We start from the raw sequence: 15,734 nt of genomic DNA, 5'->3' as shown, positions 1-15,734 counted from the left end.
GGTATGAAGGGTTTCAGGTTTTGGGCGGTGGTTGCGGTTATGCTGGTGCCAGTGAGCGCGCCCGCCGGCGACGAGCCGGAAGAACATGCGTTGGGCACGGTAGTGGTGACCGCAACGCGCGGGGAACAACCGATCGAGCAGGCAACCACGTCGATCTCCGCCATTACCGCCGAGGAGATCGAGAGCCGCCACGCCGACACGGTGGTGGAATTGCTGCGCGGCGTTCCGGGTGTGGACGTGACGCAGCAGGGCTCCAGCGGCACCAGCGCCAGCGTGCACATTCGCGGTGCCGACGCCGACCAGACGCTCATGCTCGTCGATGGCGTCGAGGTCAACAGCCCCACCCTCGGGGAATTCAACTTCGGCACCTTGACGGCGGACAACCTCGATCGCATCGAGGTGCTGCGCGGCGCCGGCGGCACGCTCTACGGCTCCGAAGCCGTGGGCGGTGTGGTCAACCTGGTGACCAAGCGCGGCACCGGCCGGCCGCAGTTCTCGCTGCTGAACGAGGGCGGCAACGGTGATACCCAGCGCCATCGGCTGAGTTTCTCCGGCGCCCAACAGCGCCTCGGCTTCAGCGGCTCGCTGTCGTACCAAAGCAGCGGCGGCTTTCGGCCCGTCAACGATGACTACAGCAATCTGGCCGCCGCGCTGCGGCTTGATGCCGACGTAATCGAGCGGGGCACGCTGCGCGGCTTCTTCCGCTACCACGATGCTGTCGTCGGCCTGTTCAACAATCTCTATTACCAGGGCCTTTCCGACCCCAATGCCCGCTTCAGCGAGGAGCGTTACCTCTTCAAAGGCGAATGGGAACACCGGCCGGCCGACAGCCTGCGCTACCGGCTGGCCGGCGCGGTGGTGCACGACAGCGAGACCTTCACCGACCCGGACGCCGCGGCCACCTTCGCCTCGGCCGTGCGTTCGCGCATCCCGACCCAGATCACCACCGGTGAGGCGCAGGCGACGTACTACGCCGGCAGCGCCGGCATCACCACGGCCGGCGTGGAGTTCAAGGAGAAGGAGGCCCGCCCCAAGTCACTCAACGTCAACTTCGCCCCGCCGCCGCCGCTGCTGGAGCAGGACTTCGCCGCCAGCCGCAGTGTCTACGCCGGCTATGTGCAGCAACAGCTACTCCTGCTCGACGAGCATCTGATCGCAACCGGCGGCCTGCGGGTTGACGACGACGAGGGCTTCGGGCGCGAAGTCAGCGCGGCCTGGTCGGTGGGTTACTTGCACGATTGGGACGGCAGCGGCCGCTGGGCGACCCGCCTCAAGGGCGGCTACGCGGAAGGCTTCAAGGCGCCGACGTTCAACGAGTTGTTCTACCCCGGCTTCGGCAATCCCGACCTCGACGCCGAAACCAGCAGTGAATACGACGGCGGGGCGGTGCAGCAGCTGTGGGGCGAGCGCTTGAGCGTCGAGGCCACGTACTTCACCCGCCGCACCGCCAATCTGATCCAGGCGGTGTGCGATCCGACGACTTACGTGTGCACGGCTCAGAACGCCGGTCGTGTTGACGTGCAGGGCGTCGAAACCGGCGTCAGCTTGCGCCCACTCGCCGGGCTGACGCTGCGGGGCACTTACACCTACCTCGACTTCGAAGTGCTCGGCGGCTCCCGCACGTTGTTGCGCCGCCCGCACAACCGCATGGCCGCCGGCGTGCGCTACCGGCTCGCGTCGCCGCTGCAAGCCGAGGACGCGATCGATCTCGCCGGCAACGTCAACTTCGCCGGCGATCGCGCCGACGTCGATCCGACAACCTTCACGACCGTGAACAATCCCAATTACACCGTGGCCGACGTGGCGGTGACTTACGGCCGCCGGCTGCTCCTGGCGCCGCTCCAGCGCGTCGAGCTGTTCGGCCGGATCGGCAACCTCTTTGATCGCAATTATCAGGAGGCGCTCGGTTTCAAGGCTTCGCCGATCAACTTCGTGGTCGGGACGCAGCTGACCTTCTAAGCGCGCACCGCCCGAGATCACGCATGGTGAGATTGAAGTCGCTACGTTGGGGGTGCTTGGCGGCCGTCTTGCTGCCGCCGGCGGCTGGGTACGCCGTCGAGCCCGCGCGTATCATTTCGCTGGCGCCCTCGGCGACGGAGGCGGTGTTCGCGCTCGGGCTGGGGGAGCGGCTGGTGGGAGTGTCGAGCTACTGCGACTATCCGCCGGAGGTGGAGAAGATCGATCGCGTCGGCACCTTCCTCACTCCCAACGTCGAGCTGATCGTGGCCAAGCGCCCCGACGTCATCGTGGCCGTACCCAGCCCCGGCAACCGCGCCCCGGTGGAGTCGCTGCGCCGGCTGGGGCTCAAGGTGGTAGTGGTCGATCCGCAGACGGTGGCCGAGATTCTTGAATCGCTGCTGGCGATCGGGCGCGAACTCGAGCGCGAGCAGCAGGCCCAAGCGCTGGTCGCGCACATCCGCCAGCAGATGGCGGCGGTGGCGCAGCGGCTGGCCGGCGCCCCCGAGCGCAAGGTGCTGATGGTGGTCGGGCACACGCCGCTGATCGCGGTGGGCGGCGGCACGTTTCAAGACGAGCTGATACGCTCAGCCCGCGGGGTCAATCTGGGGGCGCAGGCGGGCGGCAGCTGGCCGCATCTGAATCTCGAATTTGTGATTGCAGCGGGACCGGAGGTGATCATCGATACGACCATGGGCAACGAAGCGCGGGCCGGGGCCGAGGCCGCGACGGCGTTCTGGAGCCAGTTCAGAAGCTTGCCGGCGGTGCGGGAGCGGCGCGTCTACGGCTACCGCGCCTATCAGCTCCTGCATCCCGGGCCGCGCTTGGGCGAAGCTTTCGAGACCGTCGCGCGCTTCATTCATGCCGACAGATTCGACCACGAGCGCGAGGGCGGCGCGGTGGCCGCGGACCCAGAGCCGTGATTTGATCGGCCGATGACGCCAGCTCACCTGACTCTGCGCCGCTTTGTCATCGTCAATGCGCTCTTGGTCGCGCTGTTGCTGGCGACCATCGTGCTGGCGGCGTTGCTGGGCAGCGTGCACGTGGACCTCGCGCGCGCGCTCCAGGCCGACTTGGCCGACAACAGCGACCGCGTGATTCTCTTCGAGGCACGGCTGCCGCGGGTGTTGCTGGCGGCGGTGGTCGGCGGCGCACTCGCCAGTGCGGGGGTGGCGCTGCAAGGGCTGCTGCGCAACCCGCTGGCCGAGCCCCACCTGATCGGCATTTCGGGGGGCGCGGCGCTGGGCGCCGTGATCGCGTTGATCGCCGGCGGGCGCAGCGCAGCCAGCGAAGCCTCGCTGTTGCCGTTCGGGGCCGCGCTCGGCGCCCTGGTGTCGATGGCGGTGATTTACCGGGTGGCGCTGGTGCACGGCCGACTGCAACCCTACGTGCTGCTGTTGGCGGGCGTGGTTTACAACGCCTTCGCCGGCGCGCTGATCATGTGCGTGAACGCGCTGGCTGACTTCTACCATGCGCAAGGCATCCTGTTTTGGCTGATGGGGAGTTTGGCGACCCAGAGCTATCGGCTGGTGGCGGTCATCGGCCTGTACACACTGGTAGGCGCCGGCTGGCTGCTGCTGCAGAGCCGGCAGTTGAACGTCCTGGCGCTCGGCGAAGAAAGCGCGCTGCAACTCGGGGTGGATGTTACCCGCGTGCGGCGCAGCGCGTTCTTGGCGGCGTCGCTGCTGGTCGGGGCAGTGGTCTCCGTCAGCGGCATGATCGGTTTTGTCGGGCTGATTGTGCCGCACGTGATGCGCTTGCTGCTCGGTGCCGACCACCGCCTGCTGCTGCCGGCAGCGCTGCTGGCGGGGGCGATCTTCCTGGTGTGGGCCGACACCATTGCCCGCAGCGCACTCGGCGCGGTCGAGATCCCGGTTGGAGTCGTCACCGCGCTGTGCGGCGGGCCGTTCTTCGTTTACCTATTGAAGCGTGAAGGGAAGAAGGCGTTTGGCTGAGCTAGGCCTGGCGATCGAGGCGCGCGGCCTACGGTTCGGCTACGGGCGCGAGCCGGTCATCGACGACGTGTCGCTGGCGTTGCAGCCGGGCGAGATGCTCGGGGTCATCGGCCCCAACGGCTCGGGGAAGTCGACGCTGCTGCGGCTGCTCAGCGGTGTGCTGGCGCCGCAAGCCGGCGAGGTGCGGGTGCGCGGGCAGCTGCTGGCCCAATACACGCGGCGCCAACTCGGCCGAGCGATCGCGGTCGTGCCGCAAGAGACCGCGATCAGCTTTCCGTTCTCGGTGACCGAAGTGGTGTTGATGGGGCGCTCGCCGCACTTGGGCGGCTTCGCCTTCGAGGAGGGGCGTGACCTCGAGGTCGCCCGCCAGGCCATGGCCCGCACGGGCGTGCTCGAGCTGGCGGCGCGCTCGATTCACGAACTCAGCGGCGGCGAACGCCAGCGCGTGATTCTGGCGCGAGCGCTGGCACAAGAGGCGGATATCCTGTTGCTCGATGAGCCCGCAGCCTTCCTCGACATTCGCCACGAGGTGGAGATCTACGATCTGCTCCATGAGTTGCAAGGCGACGGCAAGAGCATTATCAGCGTGCTCCACGACCTCAACCTGGCCGCGCTCTACTGCGACCGCGTGGCCTTGCTCAAGGCCGGCCGCCTCGTAGAGATCGGCCCGCCCGCCGCGGTCATCACCTACGCCAACCTCACCGCGGTCTACGACACCGAGGTTTACGTCGACGTGAACGACATCACCGGGGCAGTCAACGTCTTGCCGCTCAGCCGCGCTTACCGCCAGCAGCTGCGCCGGCAAGCGTGAGTGCTCCGTCACCGCCACCCGCCCCGGTGCGGCCCGGGGCCGGCAGCACCGGCAGAGAACCAACGGGCTGGCCCGCGCGATCGTGCTGCTTGCCGGCGACCGTCGTTGACTCACTAGGGGTCGTGTGTTACGCGACCAGCGGGCGTGGCGATACCGGCGTATCGCTAGGAATCTGAATAACGATGCTGTTTCACTTCGCAAACGTGCTGGTGTTTTTTATTCTTGCCGTGGTCTTCGTCGGCGGCATGCTGCTGCTGGGGAGCCTGCTGCGTCCGCACAACCCGGAACCGATCAAACTGACCACCTACGAGTGCGGCGAGCCTCCCACGGGCAGCGCCTGGATCAACTTCAACATCCGCTTCTACCTGGTAGCGCTGATCTTCGTGATCTTCGACGTCGAGATTGCGTTCATCTATCCGGTCACCGTCGTATTCCGTGATTGGGTGCTGCGCGGGGACGGATTGTTCGCTTTGGCCGAGATTCTGGTGTTCCTGGGCATCCTGTTCGTGGGCTTGGTGTACGTCTGGGTCAAGGGCGACCTGGAGTGGCTGAAGCGGGTGCCGGCCGAAGCGACCAGCGAACGCGCAACGCTGCGAGAAGCCGCATAGCGAAGACCGGCAAGGGGAAGGACGACGGGTATGTCCCTGATCAACAGCATGCCTGAGATGGTGCTTACTACCAAGGCGGATCAGTTTTTGAACTGGACGCGCAAGTCTTCGGTTTGGTGGATGCTCTTCGGGCTAGCGTGCTGCGCGATCGAAATGATGCAGACACAGGGGCCGCGCGCTGACGTGGATCGGTTCGGCACCGCGCCGCGCGCCGCGCCGCGGCAGTCGGATCTGATGATCGTGGCCGGCACTCTCACGCTGAAGATGGCGCTGCGGACCAAGCTGCTCTACGAGCAGATGCCCGAGCCGCGTTACGTGATCTCGATGGGAAGCTGTGCCAATTGTGGCGGGTTGTTCCAGTTAGCCTACTCCGTCTGCGACGGGGTCGACAAGGTCATCCCGGTCGATGTTTACATCCCGGGTTGCCCGCCGCGGCCGGAAGCGCTGACCGAGGGCATTCTCAAACTGCAAGAGAAGATGATGCACGAGAAGTGGCTCGTCCGTCGCGGCGCCGACTCGGCCGCCGCCTAGTGGTTCACCCGCACTTACCATAGCCAGACTTCATGGATGCCACGGCCATTCATCAGCGCCTGAGCGCGCGCTTCGGGAACCAGGTGGGCGAGTGTGACTCGCAAGCGAAAGACCCCGCCATCGCGGTGCTACCCGAGGCCATTGTCCCGGTTTGCGAGTTCCTCAAGACCGAGCCCGAGCTGGCGTTCGACGCGCTCTCCAACGAGTCGGGGGTCGACTACAAGGCTCGCGGCGTGATCCAAGTCGTTTACCACCTCTATTCGTACCGCCACCGGCACAAGATCGTCCTCAAGGTGGACGCGCCGCGCGACCGGCCGGTGATTCCCACCGTCGAGTCGGTGTGGAAGGCGGCCAACTGGCTGGAGCGGGAGATCTACGATTTGCTGGGAGTGACCTTCGCGGGACACTGCGACTTGCGCCGACTGCTGATGCCGGAAGATTGGGTGGGCTATCCACTGCGCAAGGATTTCGTCGAGCCCGAAGAGTACCACGGCATCAGTACTCGGCGTGAAAGCCTGATCAAGTAGCTGCCAGGTGTGCAAGAGAGCGCAGGAAGCAGGATGAGCCTGGCAGGATACGAAATCGAAGTTGAGCGCGTTGCCGGAACCGGCCTAGCGACCGAGGCGATGACCCTCAACATGGGGCCGCAGCATCCCAGCACGCACGGGGTGTTGCGCTTCGTGGTCAAAGCCGACGGCGAGGTCATGCTCGAAGCCATCCCGGACGTCGGCTACCTCCACCGCTCGATCGAAAAGATTTCCGAGAAGGTCGGCTACCACGGCTTCATGCCGTACACCGATCGGGTCGACTACGTCGCCGCTATGTTCTGCAACCAGGGCTGGGCGATGGTGTGCGAGCGGCTGGCGGGCCTCGAGGTGCCCAAACGCGCCGAGTACTGCCGCGTGATTGCGGCCGAGCTCAATCGCATCGCCAGTCACCTGCTGTCGGTCGGCACCATGGTGCTCGACATCGGTGCGGCGACGCCGTTCTTCCACGCCATCCGCGAACGCGAGAAGATCAACGATCTCCTCGAAGAGCTGTGCGGCGCGCGCCTGACCTTCAACTACATGCGCATCGGCGGTGTGGCCTGGGACCTGCCGCCGGGATATGCGGAGAAGTGCTTGGCCTTCCTCGATCAGTTCGAGCCCCTGATCGACGAGTACAACGACCTGATCACGAACAACAAGATCTACGTCGAGCGCCTGGCGGACGTGGCGGTGATCACAGCGGCGGAAGCCGTCAATTACAACCTCGTCGGCCCCAACCTGCGCGGCTCCGGCGTGCAGTACGATGTCCGGCGCGGCGAGCCTTACTCCGTCTACCCGGAGCTGGAGTTCGATATTCCCGTCGGCGGCGGCGAGGTCGGCACCGTCGGTGACTGTTTCGATCGCTACATCGTGCGCATCCGCGAGATGCAGCAGAGCATCAAGATCCTGCGCCAATGCTTCAAGCAAATTCCCAACGGCCCGGTGATTGCCAAGGTACCGCGCAAGTTCAAGCCGCCCGCGGGCGACGCTTATATCCGGGTCGAAAGCGCCCGCGGCGACATGGGCTGGTACACGGTCAGCGACGGCACCGAGTTCCCGTACCGCTGCCACGTCCGCACCGGCTCGTTCTCGGCGATGAGCATCCTCGACAAGGCCAGCCGCGGCCTGATGATCGCCGACCTGGTCGCGGTCATCTCGAGCCTCGACATCGTGGCGCCGGAGGTGGACCGGTAATGCAAGAACTGCTCGACCGCCTGATCGCACAGGGGACCTTCGGCAACGCCCCGGCCGACGTCGTCTACGCGCTCGGGATGCTGGTCTTTGGTCTCATCGTTGTGCTCGGGTTCATCCTCAACGTCGCCGGGGTAACCACCTTCGTGGAGCGGCGGGTGTGGGCGCGCATCCAGTCGCGCGTCGGCCCCAATCGCGTGGGGCCGCAAGGCATCCTGCAGTGGTTGGTTGACGGCATCAAGCTGCTGATGAAGGAGGACGTCGTGCCCGCCGACGCCGATCCCCGGCTGTTCCGGCTGGCGCCGTTCGTGGTGGTGATGGGATTCGTGACCACCTTCGTGGTGATCCCGTTCAGCAGCGCGCTGGTGATCGCGGACATGAACGTCGGCGTGCTCTATCTCACCGCGGTGACGGCATTGGTGGTGGTGGGCATCCTGATGGCGGGGTGGGCGTCGAACAACAAGTGGTCGTTGATCGGGGGCATTCGCTCGGCGGCGCAGATCGTCAGCTACGAGATTCCCGCCGGACTCTCGATCTTCCCGATTGTGCTGATCGCCGGCACTCTGAGCATGCAGGGCATCATCGAGCAGCAGAGCTGGTCGCCGCACACCTGGTTCGTGTTCCACAGCCCGTTCACCTTTGCGGCCTTCTTCCTTTTCTTCACCTCGGCGCTGGCGGAAGGCAACCGCACGCCCTTCGATCTACCGGAAGCCGAATCCGAACTGGTGGCCGGCTTCGTCACCGAATACTCGGGGGCGCGCTACCTGATGTTCTTCCTGGTCGAGTGGGGCAACTTGTACGTGATCGGCGCGCTGCTGACGACGCTTTTTCTCGGCGGCTGGCAAGTGCCGCCGGTCACCGACAATGTGGTGCTCAAGAATCTGCTGCAGTTCGTGACCTTCTTCGTCAAGTCGTACTTCTGGGTGCTGGTGGCGATGTGGATCCGCGCCACCTTGCCGCGGGTGCGCGTCGATCAGCTGATGACGACCTGCTGGAAGTATCTGGTGCCGCTGGCGTTCATCAATCTGATCGGGCAGGCGCTGTTCACCGTGCTGCTGCCCCACGGTAGCGCGCTGGTGCGGGCGGTGATGACGCTGTTGGGTGCCGCCCTGATCGGATATTTCTTCTATCGCGTCGTCTTCCACCTGCGCCGGGCCCGCCCGGAATTTCAATTCAGCCCGCTGTCGTGACGGAGAGGTGTGCATGAAGCCTCGCAGCTACGTGGGCAACATCATCGAGACGGCGGTCACGATTTTCGACGGCCTCGCGGTGACGTTCTCCCATTTCGTGCGCAAGCCGAGCACGGTGCAGTATCCCGATCGCACGCCGCTGCGGGTGCAGGACACGCTGCCGTTCCGCTACCGCGGTATTCTCGAGGTCGACCTCGAAATCTGCACCGGCTGCCTGGCCTGCGAGCGCGCCTGCCCGATCGACTGCATCGTCATCGACGCCAAGAAGGATGCGCAGACCAAGCAGATGATGCTGAGCCGCTTCGACATCGATATGGCCAAGTGCATGTACTGCGGCCTGTGCAGCGAACCCTGCCCGACCGGCGCGATTCACCACACCCCCGAGTTCGAAGGGGCGGACTACTCGCTCGAGAGTCTGGTGCGCCGTTTCGTCAAGGAGCCGGTGCCGGCCTACAAGCCGAAGAAGGGTCCGGAGGATGACCCGGTGTTGGCGCCCATGCTCGAACGCGGCATGCGCTACGTCACCGAGTTCGCCTGCAATCAAGAAGCCGGCGGTAGCGACGAAGCGGAGGCGGCTTGAGGCCATGAGCGCGCTGGTCTTTTACTTAATTGCCGGCCTCACTATCGCCTCGGCCATCGGCGTGGCGTTTTCGCGCAATATTGTCTACTCGGCCTTCGCTCTGATGGGAGCCTTCATGGGCGCCGCCGGCTTGTACGTGATGCTGGCGGCGGATTTCATCGCCGTCGTGCAAGTGCTGGTCTATGTCGGAGGCATCCTCGTCCTCATGCTGTTCGCGGTCATGCTGACCCATCGCATTGCCGACGTGCGGATCTCGAACCGCTCGGTCGGCACTCTGCCGGCGCTGGCGATCATCGCGCTGCTGGCGGGCGTGATGATGAAAGCGATCTTCTCGACCACCTGGCATGCGGTGAGCCCGGCCGCGGCGCAGCCGACCACCTACGGCATCGGCGACGCCTTCTTGACCACTTACTTGCTGCCGTTCGAGTTGGCCTCGCTGGTGCTGCTGGCGGCGTTGATTGGCGCGGTGGTGCTGTCGCGCAAAGAACTGCGAGCGGAGTGATGGAAATCGGACTGGCGCATTACCTGACCGTCAGCCTGGCGCTGTTCGTGCTCGGCTTGTTCTGTGTCTTGACCCGACGCAACGCGCTGGGCGTGCTGATGGGCGTCGAGCTGATCCTCAACTCCGCCAACATCAACTACCTCGCCTTCGCGCGCTACAGCTCCGGCGGCTACGACGGCCAGGTGTTCGCGATTTTCGTCATCATGCTGGCGGCAGCCGAAGCGGCGATCGGCCTGGCCATCGTGCTGGGTCTGTACCAGACGTTCCAAACCATCGACTTGGAGGCCACCGAGACGTTGCGGGGGTAACGGCGGCGCGGTGCGCGGGCTCACCCGGCACGGCGATCTGACCGAACCCGAGCGATCGGCGCAAGCCAATCACACTTCGTGCAAGAGAGGCGCAGGACGAGGCCAGGATGGAGCACCCAATAAACGTCGACTATCTGCGTTGGATCGTGTTCCTGCCGCTCATCGGCGCCGTGATCAATGGCGTGGCGGGCGCGCTGATCCAGCGGGCTGCCGGCAAGCGGGCGATCAGCTTCATTGCCTGCGCACCGGTGATGGTGGCGTTTCTGATCTCGGTGCGCGCCTTCGCCCACCTCCTCGAACTGGAGCCGCAGCAGCGGCTGCTGCTCGACTCGTTGTGGACCTGGATCGACGTCGGCGGCCTCAAGGCCGAGGTCGCCTTCCAGGTCGATCCGCTCTCCGCGGTGATGATCCTGGTGGTCACCGGCGTCGGCGGGCTGATCCACATCTACTCGGTCGGCTACATGCACGAGGAGAAGTCGTACTGGCGCTATTTCGCCTTTCTCAACCTCTTCACCTTCGCCATGCTCACCCTCGTGCTCGGCGACAACCTGCTGCTGATGTTCGTCGGCTGGGAAGGCGTCGGCTTGTGCTCCTATGCGCTGATCGGCTTCTGGTACTCGGATTGGAACAACGCCAGCGCCGGCAGCAAAGCGTTCATCGTCAACCGCATCGGCGACTTCGGCTTCATGCTCGGGGTGTTCCTGCTGTTCTGGACGCTCGATGGGCTCGGGCACCCGACGCTGACCTTCCGCGAGCTGCAAGCGCACGCGCATCTGCTCGACGGCCAGCTGATCTGGGGCATGGGCGTGGCCACCGCGGTCACGTTGCTGTTCTTCGTCGGCGCCACCGGCAAGTCGGCGCAGATCCCGCTTTACGTCTGGTTGCCCGACGCCATGGCCGGCCCGACGCCGGTGAGCGCGCTGATCCACGCCGCCACCATGGTCACTGCCGGGGTCTACATGATCGGCCGGCTCAATTTCCTGTTCTCGATGGCGCCGGCGACGTTGCACGTCGTCGCCTGGGTGGGCGCGCTCACCGCCTTTTTCGCCGCCACCATCGGGCTGGTGCAGAACGACATTAAGCGGGTGCTGGCGTACTCCACCGTCAGCCAGCTCGGCTACATGTTCATCGGGATGGGCGTCGGCGCCTACGCTGCCGGCATCTTCCATCTGATGACGCACGCCTTCTTCAAGGCCTGCCTATTCCTCGGCTCCGGCAGCGTTATCCACTCCATGCACGGCGAGCAGGACATGCAGAAGATGGGCGGGCTCAAGAAATGGATGCCGGTGACGCACTGGACCTTCTTGCTCTCGACCCTGGCGATTGCCGGCATTCCGCCGATGTCCGGCTTCTTCTCGAAAGATGAGATTCTCTGGAAAGCCTTCTCCGGCGAGCACGGCAGTGTCTTCGTCTGGCTGCTGGGATTTGCCGGCGCCGGGATGACCGCCTTCTACATGTTCCGCCAGGTGTTCTTGACCTTCTGGGGCGAGTGCCGGGCCGACCATCACACCCAAGAGCACTTGCACGAATCACCGGCGGTGATGACCTACCCGTTGATGATCCTGGCGCTGCTGGCGGTGCTCGCCGGCGTGCTGGGCGTGCCGCCGGCGTTGGGTGGGGCCAATCGCATCGAGGAGTGGTTCGCGCCGGTTTTCAGCCACGGCGGCCACGCTGCCCACGCCGAGCATCATTCCCAGGCGCTGGAGTACCTCTTGATGGCGGCCTCGGTCGCGATTGCCGCGGCCGGCATCGGCATCGCCTACTTTTGTTACCTGGTGCAGCCGGCCATCCCGATGGTGATCGCGTGGCGCGCCGGCAAGCTCTACGAGTGGCTGTTCAACAAGTACTACGTCGACGAGCTGTACGCGGCCACGGTGATCCGCTTCACCATGTTCCTGACGCGAGCGTCGGCGGCGTTCGACCGCTACGTGATCGACTTCATGGTCGACGGCGCGGCGACGCTGACGCGCGGCGTGTCGTGGCTCCACGGGCTGTTCGACAACTACGTCATCGACGGCATGGTCAACGGCGTGGCGGCGCTGAGCATGGGCGTGGGCACGCGCTTTCGCCAGCTGCAGACCGGTAGCATCAACGGCTACCTCTATGTGATCGCGGTCGCCACGGTGGCGATTCTGATTCTACGCGTGATGTGAGCCGCAAGGCCTGAGGTGTAAGACGATGGCGCACATTCTGACCTACATGACCTTCATTCCGCTGCTGGGCGCGGCGCTGATTCTGTGTCTGCCGCGCGCGCAGCACAATCTGATCAAGTGGACGGCGGCGGCCGCCACCGTGCCGCCGCTGTTGATGGCGGTCTGGCTGTTCGTCAACTTCGACCGCACCCAGGCGGGCTTTCAGCTGATCGAGCGCGCCCCCTGGATCACGCTGGGCTCGTTCAAGGCCGAGTACTTCGTCGCGGTCGACGGCATCAGCATCACCATGGTGCTACTGACGGCACTGTTGAGCTTCATCTGCATCTTCGCCTCGTGGGGCATCGACAAGGCGGTGAAGGGCTACTTTGCGCTCTTCCTTCTGCTCGATACCGGCATGATGGGCGTGTTCGTCGCGCTCGACTTCCTGCTCTTCTTCGTCTTCTGGGAAGTGATGCTGCTGCCGATGTACTTCCTCATCGGCATTTGGGGCGGCCCGCGGCGCGAGTACGCCGCCATCAAGTTCTTCCTCTACACCCTGGTCGGCAGCGCCCTCATGCTGTTGGCCATCCTTGCCTTGTACTTCTACAACGAGCCGCACACGCTCGACATGACCCAGCTGATCGCCAACAACGCCACTTACAGCCGTCAGTTCCAGCTGGTGGTCTGGATCGCGCTGTTCATCGGCTTCGCCATCAAGATTCCGGCCTTCCCGTTTCACACCTGGTTGCCCGACGCCCACGTCGAGGCGCCGACGGCGATCTCGGTCATCCTCGCCGGCGTCCTGCTCAAAATGGGCACCTACGGCATCCTGCGGGTGAACTTCGCGATCCTGCCGCTCGCCACCGCCGATCTGGCCTACTACTTCCTGGCTGCGCTCGGCACTTGGAACATCGTCTACGGCGCGCTCTGCGCGATGGCGCAGAAGGACCTCAAGAAGCTGGTCGCCTATTCCAGCATCAGCCACATGGGCTACGTCATGCTCGGGATGGCATCGTTCACCCAGCAGGGCATCAGCGGCGCGGTGATGCAGATGTTCAACCACGGCACCGTCACCGCTATGCTGTTCTTACTCGTCGGCGTGATCTACGACCGGGCCCATCACCGCCAGATCGAGGGCTTCGGCGGGTTGGCCACGACCATGCCGGTTTATACGGGGGTCACCGCGCTGGCGTTCTTTGCCGCCATGGGGTTGCCGGGGCTGTCGGCGTTCATCTCCGAGGTGCTGGTGCTGCTCGGCTCCTGGCAGTCGGCCAAGTTGCTGACGGCGATAGCCGCCACCGCCGTGATCCTGACCGCGGGTTACATGCTGTGGACGATGCAGCGCATGTATTTCGGCAAGGTCAACGAGAAATACGCCACGCTCCCCGAGATCAACGGACGCGAGCTGTTCACGCTGTTACCGCTCGGGGCGATCGTGATCGTGCTCGGTGTCTATCCCGCCCCGGTGCTCGATCTCATGACCCAGTCGCTGCACCAGCTCAACCAGATGGTCGCGCCGTACCTGTGAACGCAGCCGTGGTGCGATTAGCGAAACCCGCGAGAAGCCGGTCATGAGCCTCGACAACGTGCACAGCTTGCCGTACCTGCTGCCCGAGCTGATCCTCACGCTCGCCATCCTCAGCGTCTTTGTCGGCGACTTGGTGATCGCGGCCAAGGAGCGCATCGGCGAGATCGCGCTGGTCGGTGGCGCCCTCGTCCTGGTCGCGGTTTGGGCGGTCGCCGGGCGTGCGGATGCCGGCCTGTTCAATCGCATGGTCATTCACGATCGCTTCGCCAGCTTCTTCAAAGTCATCTTCATCTTGGCGACGCTGGCGGCGGTGTGGATGTCGCTCACATCGCGTGAAGCGCGGCGCTCGAACCAGGGTGAGTACTACGGCATCCTGCTCTCGAGCGCGCTGGGGATGTGCTTCATGGCCTCGAGCGCGAACTTGCTCATGGCCTATTTGTCGCTCGAGTTCGTCAGCCTGACCTCGTACGTGCTCACCGGCATTCTCAAGCACAGCCGGCGCTCGGGCGAAGCCGCGGTCAAGTACCTGATCTACGGCGGCGTCGCCTCGGGCACGATGATCTACGGCATGAGTTGGATCTTCGGTCTGGCCGGGAGCATGGACTACGCCCGGATCAACGCCGCCCTCAGCCAAGGCGGCAGCAATCAGCTGGCGCTGTTCATCGCGCTGGTGCTGACGCTGACCGGCTTCGGCTACAAGATCGCGGCGGTGCCGTTCCACATGTGGGCGCCCGACGTCTATCAGGGCGCTCCGATTCCGATTGCGGCGTTCTTGTCGGTAGGTTCCAAGGCCGCAGGCTTTGCGCTGCTGATCCGGTTCTTCTATCCGGCCATCTCGCAACTGGCGCCGAGCGGGCTGTGGACGGCGCTACCCGGCATCGAGTGGCCGCAGCTGGTGCTGGTGCTGTCGATGATCACCATGACGCTCGGCAACTTCGCCGCGCTGTCGCAGCAGAACCTCAAGCGGCTGCTGGCGTATTCGAGCATCGCGCATGCCGGCTACATCCTCATGGGGTTCGTGGTGCTGAGCAACGACGGGCTGCGGGCGATGATGTTCTACCTGATCGCCTACTACTTGATGAACATCGGCGCCTTCCTGGTGGTGATGATCGTGGCCAACAGCACCGGACGCGAGGATATCGAGGCCTATCGCGGTCTGGCCTGGCGCGGCGGGGCCATGCCGGCGGTGGCGATGGCGATCTTTCTGTTCTCGCTCGCCGGGCTGCCGCCGTTGGGCGGCTTCATCGGCAAGTTCTACCTCTTCGCCGCCGTCATCGAGCGGCAGTTCTACCTGCTGGCGCTGGTCGGCGTCGCCAACAGCGTCGTCTCACTCTACTATTACGCGCGCATCGTCAAGGCCATGTTCCTCGATCAACCCGCCGGCGGCGAGGGCACGGTGGTGGTTGGAGTACACGACGGCTCGTTGCTGTGGGGTCTCGCCGGCGCCACCGTTGCGCTCGGCCTGTACTGGAGCCCGGTGATGAGCTTCGTCGAGCGCTCGCTGCATTTCTTCGCCGGCTAGATTACCGCCGGCGTGCGCTGGCTCTTGCGGCCGCGCGAATATTTCGCCGGAGTGCGCGACAAATTTGTGGGTAACGTGGTTCGGTGTTATGGCCGTCATTCCCGCGAAAGCGGGAATCCAGTTTGGCGTTTGGCGCTATGGACAAGCAGTTCTGCGTTTTCATGCTGGCCAGCATACGGAACGGCACGCTGTACATTGGGGTGACCTCACAGCTGGCAACGCGGGGGTGGCAGCATAAGAGCAAGGTAGTGGAGGGTTTTTCGGCCAAGTACGGGTTGACAAGCTGGTCTACTACGAATGGCACGGCTGCGCAGAGAGGGCAATCGTGCGGGAGTAAAGCAGCTGAAGAAGTGGCGCCGCGCCTGGAAGATCGAGCTGATCGCAGCTCAGACC

15 protein-coding genes are annotated in these 15,734 nt (G+C 64.7%); all 15 read left to right on the top strand.

The window, feature by feature from the left end; genetic code table 11:
* Window positions 1-3: 3 nt before the first annotated feature.
* Entirely contained in the window at window positions 4-1,959 is a 1,956-nt protein-coding gene (locus tag HY699_19730) for a TonB-dependent receptor (protein ID MBI4518040.1), read from the top strand.
* Window positions 1,960-1,982: 23 nt separating this feature from the next.
* The gene (locus tag HY699_19725; GenBank protein ID MBI4518039.1) at window positions 1,983-2,879 is read left to right on the top strand and encodes a cobalamin-binding protein; all 897 of its coding nucleotides are present in this window, start codon (window positions 1,983-1,985) and stop codon (window positions 2,877-2,879) included.
* A 12-nt stretch (window positions 2,880-2,891) separates the two neighbouring features.
* A complete protein-coding gene (locus HY699_19720; GenBank protein ID MBI4518038.1) occupies window positions 2,892-3,911 on the top strand; it encodes an iron ABC transporter permease in 1,020 nt (339 codons plus the stop codon).
* Window positions 3,904-4,722 carry a heme ABC transporter ATP-binding protein gene (locus HY699_19715; protein MBI4518037.1) on the top strand — a complete coding sequence of 273 codons (819 nt, stop codon included), beginning with the start codon at window positions 3,904-3,906 and terminating at the stop codon, window positions 4,720-4,722. Before HY699_19720 ends, HY699_19715 begins: the two co-directional genes overlap by 8 nt.
* A 182-nt stretch (window positions 4,723-4,904) precedes the next feature.
* On the top strand, window positions 4,905-5,330 hold the full coding sequence (locus HY699_19710) for an NADH-quinone oxidoreductase subunit A (protein ID MBI4518036.1): 426 nt from the start codon (window positions 4,905-4,907) through the stop codon (window positions 5,328-5,330).
* Between the two features lie 30 nt (window positions 5,331-5,360).
* On the top strand, window positions 5,361-5,861 hold the full coding sequence (locus HY699_19705; protein ID MBI4518035.1) for an NADH-quinone oxidoreductase subunit B: 501 nt from the start codon (window positions 5,361-5,363) through the stop codon (window positions 5,859-5,861).
* Between the two features lie 32 nt (window positions 5,862-5,893).
* A complete protein-coding gene (locus HY699_19700) occupies window positions 5,894-6,388 on the top strand; it encodes an NADH-quinone oxidoreductase subunit C (GenBank protein MBI4518034.1) in 495 nt (164 codons plus the stop codon).
* Window positions 6,389-6,421: 33 nt separating this feature from the next.
* Window positions 6,422-7,582 (top strand): NADH-quinone oxidoreductase subunit D, encoded by a 1,161-nt coding sequence (locus HY699_19695; GenBank protein MBI4518033.1) that lies wholly within the window; start codon window positions 6,422-6,424, stop codon window positions 7,580-7,582.
* The gene (nuoH, locus tag HY699_19690) at window positions 7,582-8,769 is read left to right on the top strand and encodes an NADH-quinone oxidoreductase subunit NuoH (GenBank protein ID MBI4518032.1); all 1,188 of its coding nucleotides are present in this window, start codon (window positions 7,582-7,584) and stop codon (window positions 8,767-8,769) included. Before HY699_19695 ends, nuoH begins: the two co-directional genes overlap by 1 nt.
* A gap of 13 nt (window positions 8,770-8,782) precedes the next feature.
* The gene (locus HY699_19685; GenBank protein ID MBI4518031.1) at window positions 8,783-9,349 is read left to right on the top strand and encodes an NADH-quinone oxidoreductase subunit I; all 567 of its coding nucleotides are present in this window, start codon (window positions 8,783-8,785) and stop codon (window positions 9,347-9,349) included.
* Window positions 9,246-9,851, top strand: a complete 606-nt coding sequence (locus HY699_19680) for an NADH-quinone oxidoreductase subunit J (GenBank protein MBI4518030.1) — start codon at window positions 9,246-9,248, stop codon at window positions 9,849-9,851. Before HY699_19685 ends, HY699_19680 begins: the two co-directional genes overlap by 104 nt.
* Complete coding sequence (gene nuoK / locus HY699_19675) at window positions 9,851-10,159, top strand: NADH-quinone oxidoreductase subunit NuoK (protein ID MBI4518029.1); 309 nt, start codon at window positions 9,851-9,853, stop codon at window positions 10,157-10,159. Before HY699_19680 ends, nuoK begins: the two co-directional genes overlap by 1 nt.
* Window positions 10,160-10,266: 107 nt before the next feature.
* Window positions 10,267-12,312, top strand: coding sequence for an NADH-quinone oxidoreductase subunit L (gene nuoL, locus HY699_19670; GenBank protein ID MBI4518028.1), 2,046 nt, complete (start codon window positions 10,267-10,269; stop codon window positions 12,310-12,312).
* A gap of 25 nt (window positions 12,313-12,337) precedes the next feature.
* Window positions 12,338-13,819, top strand: coding sequence for an NADH-quinone oxidoreductase subunit M (locus HY699_19665; GenBank protein ID MBI4518027.1), 1,482 nt, complete (start codon window positions 12,338-12,340; stop codon window positions 13,817-13,819).
* Between the two features lie 43 nt (window positions 13,820-13,862).
* The gene (locus HY699_19660) at window positions 13,863-15,341 is read left to right on the top strand and encodes an NADH-quinone oxidoreductase subunit N (protein MBI4518026.1); all 1,479 of its coding nucleotides are present in this window, start codon (window positions 13,863-13,865) and stop codon (window positions 15,339-15,341) included.
* The last annotated feature ends 393 nt before the right edge of the window (window positions 15,342-15,734 follow it).

The sequence above is a fragment of the Deltaproteobacteria bacterium genome, assembly GCA_016210005.1.
In the GTDB taxonomy this organism is placed as follows: domain Bacteria; phylum Desulfobacterota; class Binatia; order HRBIN30; family JACQVA1; genus JACQVA1.
The sequence above is the reverse complement of the archived record's forward strand: the minus strand, read 5'-3'. Positions and strand labels throughout refer to the sequence as shown.

Bases quoted from the DNA above. Each gene is read 5' to 3' on its own strand.
- HY699_19730 (MBI4518040.1), top strand. From the start codon at position 4: ATGAAGGGTTTCAGGTTTTGGGCGGTGGTTGCGGTTATGCTGGTGCCA.
- HY699_19725 (MBI4518039.1), top strand. From the start codon at position 1,983: ATGGTGAGATTGAAGTCGCTACGTTGGGGGTGCTTGGCGGCCGTCTTG.
- HY699_19720 (MBI4518038.1), top strand. From the start codon at position 2,892: ATGACGCCAGCTCACCTGACTCTGCGCCGCTTTGTCATCGTCAATGCG.
- HY699_19710 (MBI4518036.1), top strand. From the start codon at position 4,905: ATGCTGTTTCACTTCGCAAACGTGCTGGTGTTTTTTATTCTTGCCGTG.
- HY699_19705 (MBI4518035.1), top strand. From the start codon at position 5,361: ATGTCCCTGATCAACAGCATGCCTGAGATGGTGCTTACTACCAAGGCG.
- HY699_19700 (MBI4518034.1), top strand. From the start codon at position 5,894: ATGGATGCCACGGCCATTCATCAGCGCCTGAGCGCGCGCTTCGGGAAC.
- HY699_19695 (MBI4518033.1), top strand. From the start codon at position 6,422: ATGAGCCTGGCAGGATACGAAATCGAAGTTGAGCGCGTTGCCGGAACC.
- nuoH (MBI4518032.1), top strand. From the start codon at position 7,582: ATGCAAGAACTGCTCGACCGCCTGATCGCACAGGGGACCTTCGGCAAC.
- HY699_19685 (MBI4518031.1), top strand. From the start codon at position 8,783: ATGAAGCCTCGCAGCTACGTGGGCAACATCATCGAGACGGCGGTCACG.
- HY699_19680 (MBI4518030.1), top strand. From the start codon at position 9,246: ATGACCCGGTGTTGGCGCCCATGCTCGAACGCGGCATGCGCTACGTCA.
- nuoK (MBI4518029.1), top strand. From the start codon at position 9,851: ATGGAAATCGGACTGGCGCATTACCTGACCGTCAGCCTGGCGCTGTTC.
- nuoL (MBI4518028.1), top strand. From the start codon at position 10,267: ATGGAGCACCCAATAAACGTCGACTATCTGCGTTGGATCGTGTTCCTG.
- HY699_19665 (MBI4518027.1), top strand. From the start codon at position 12,338: ATGGCGCACATTCTGACCTACATGACCTTCATTCCGCTGCTGGGCGCG.
- HY699_19660 (MBI4518026.1), top strand. From the start codon at position 13,863: ATGAGCCTCGACAACGTGCACAGCTTGCCGTACCTGCTGCCCGAGCTG.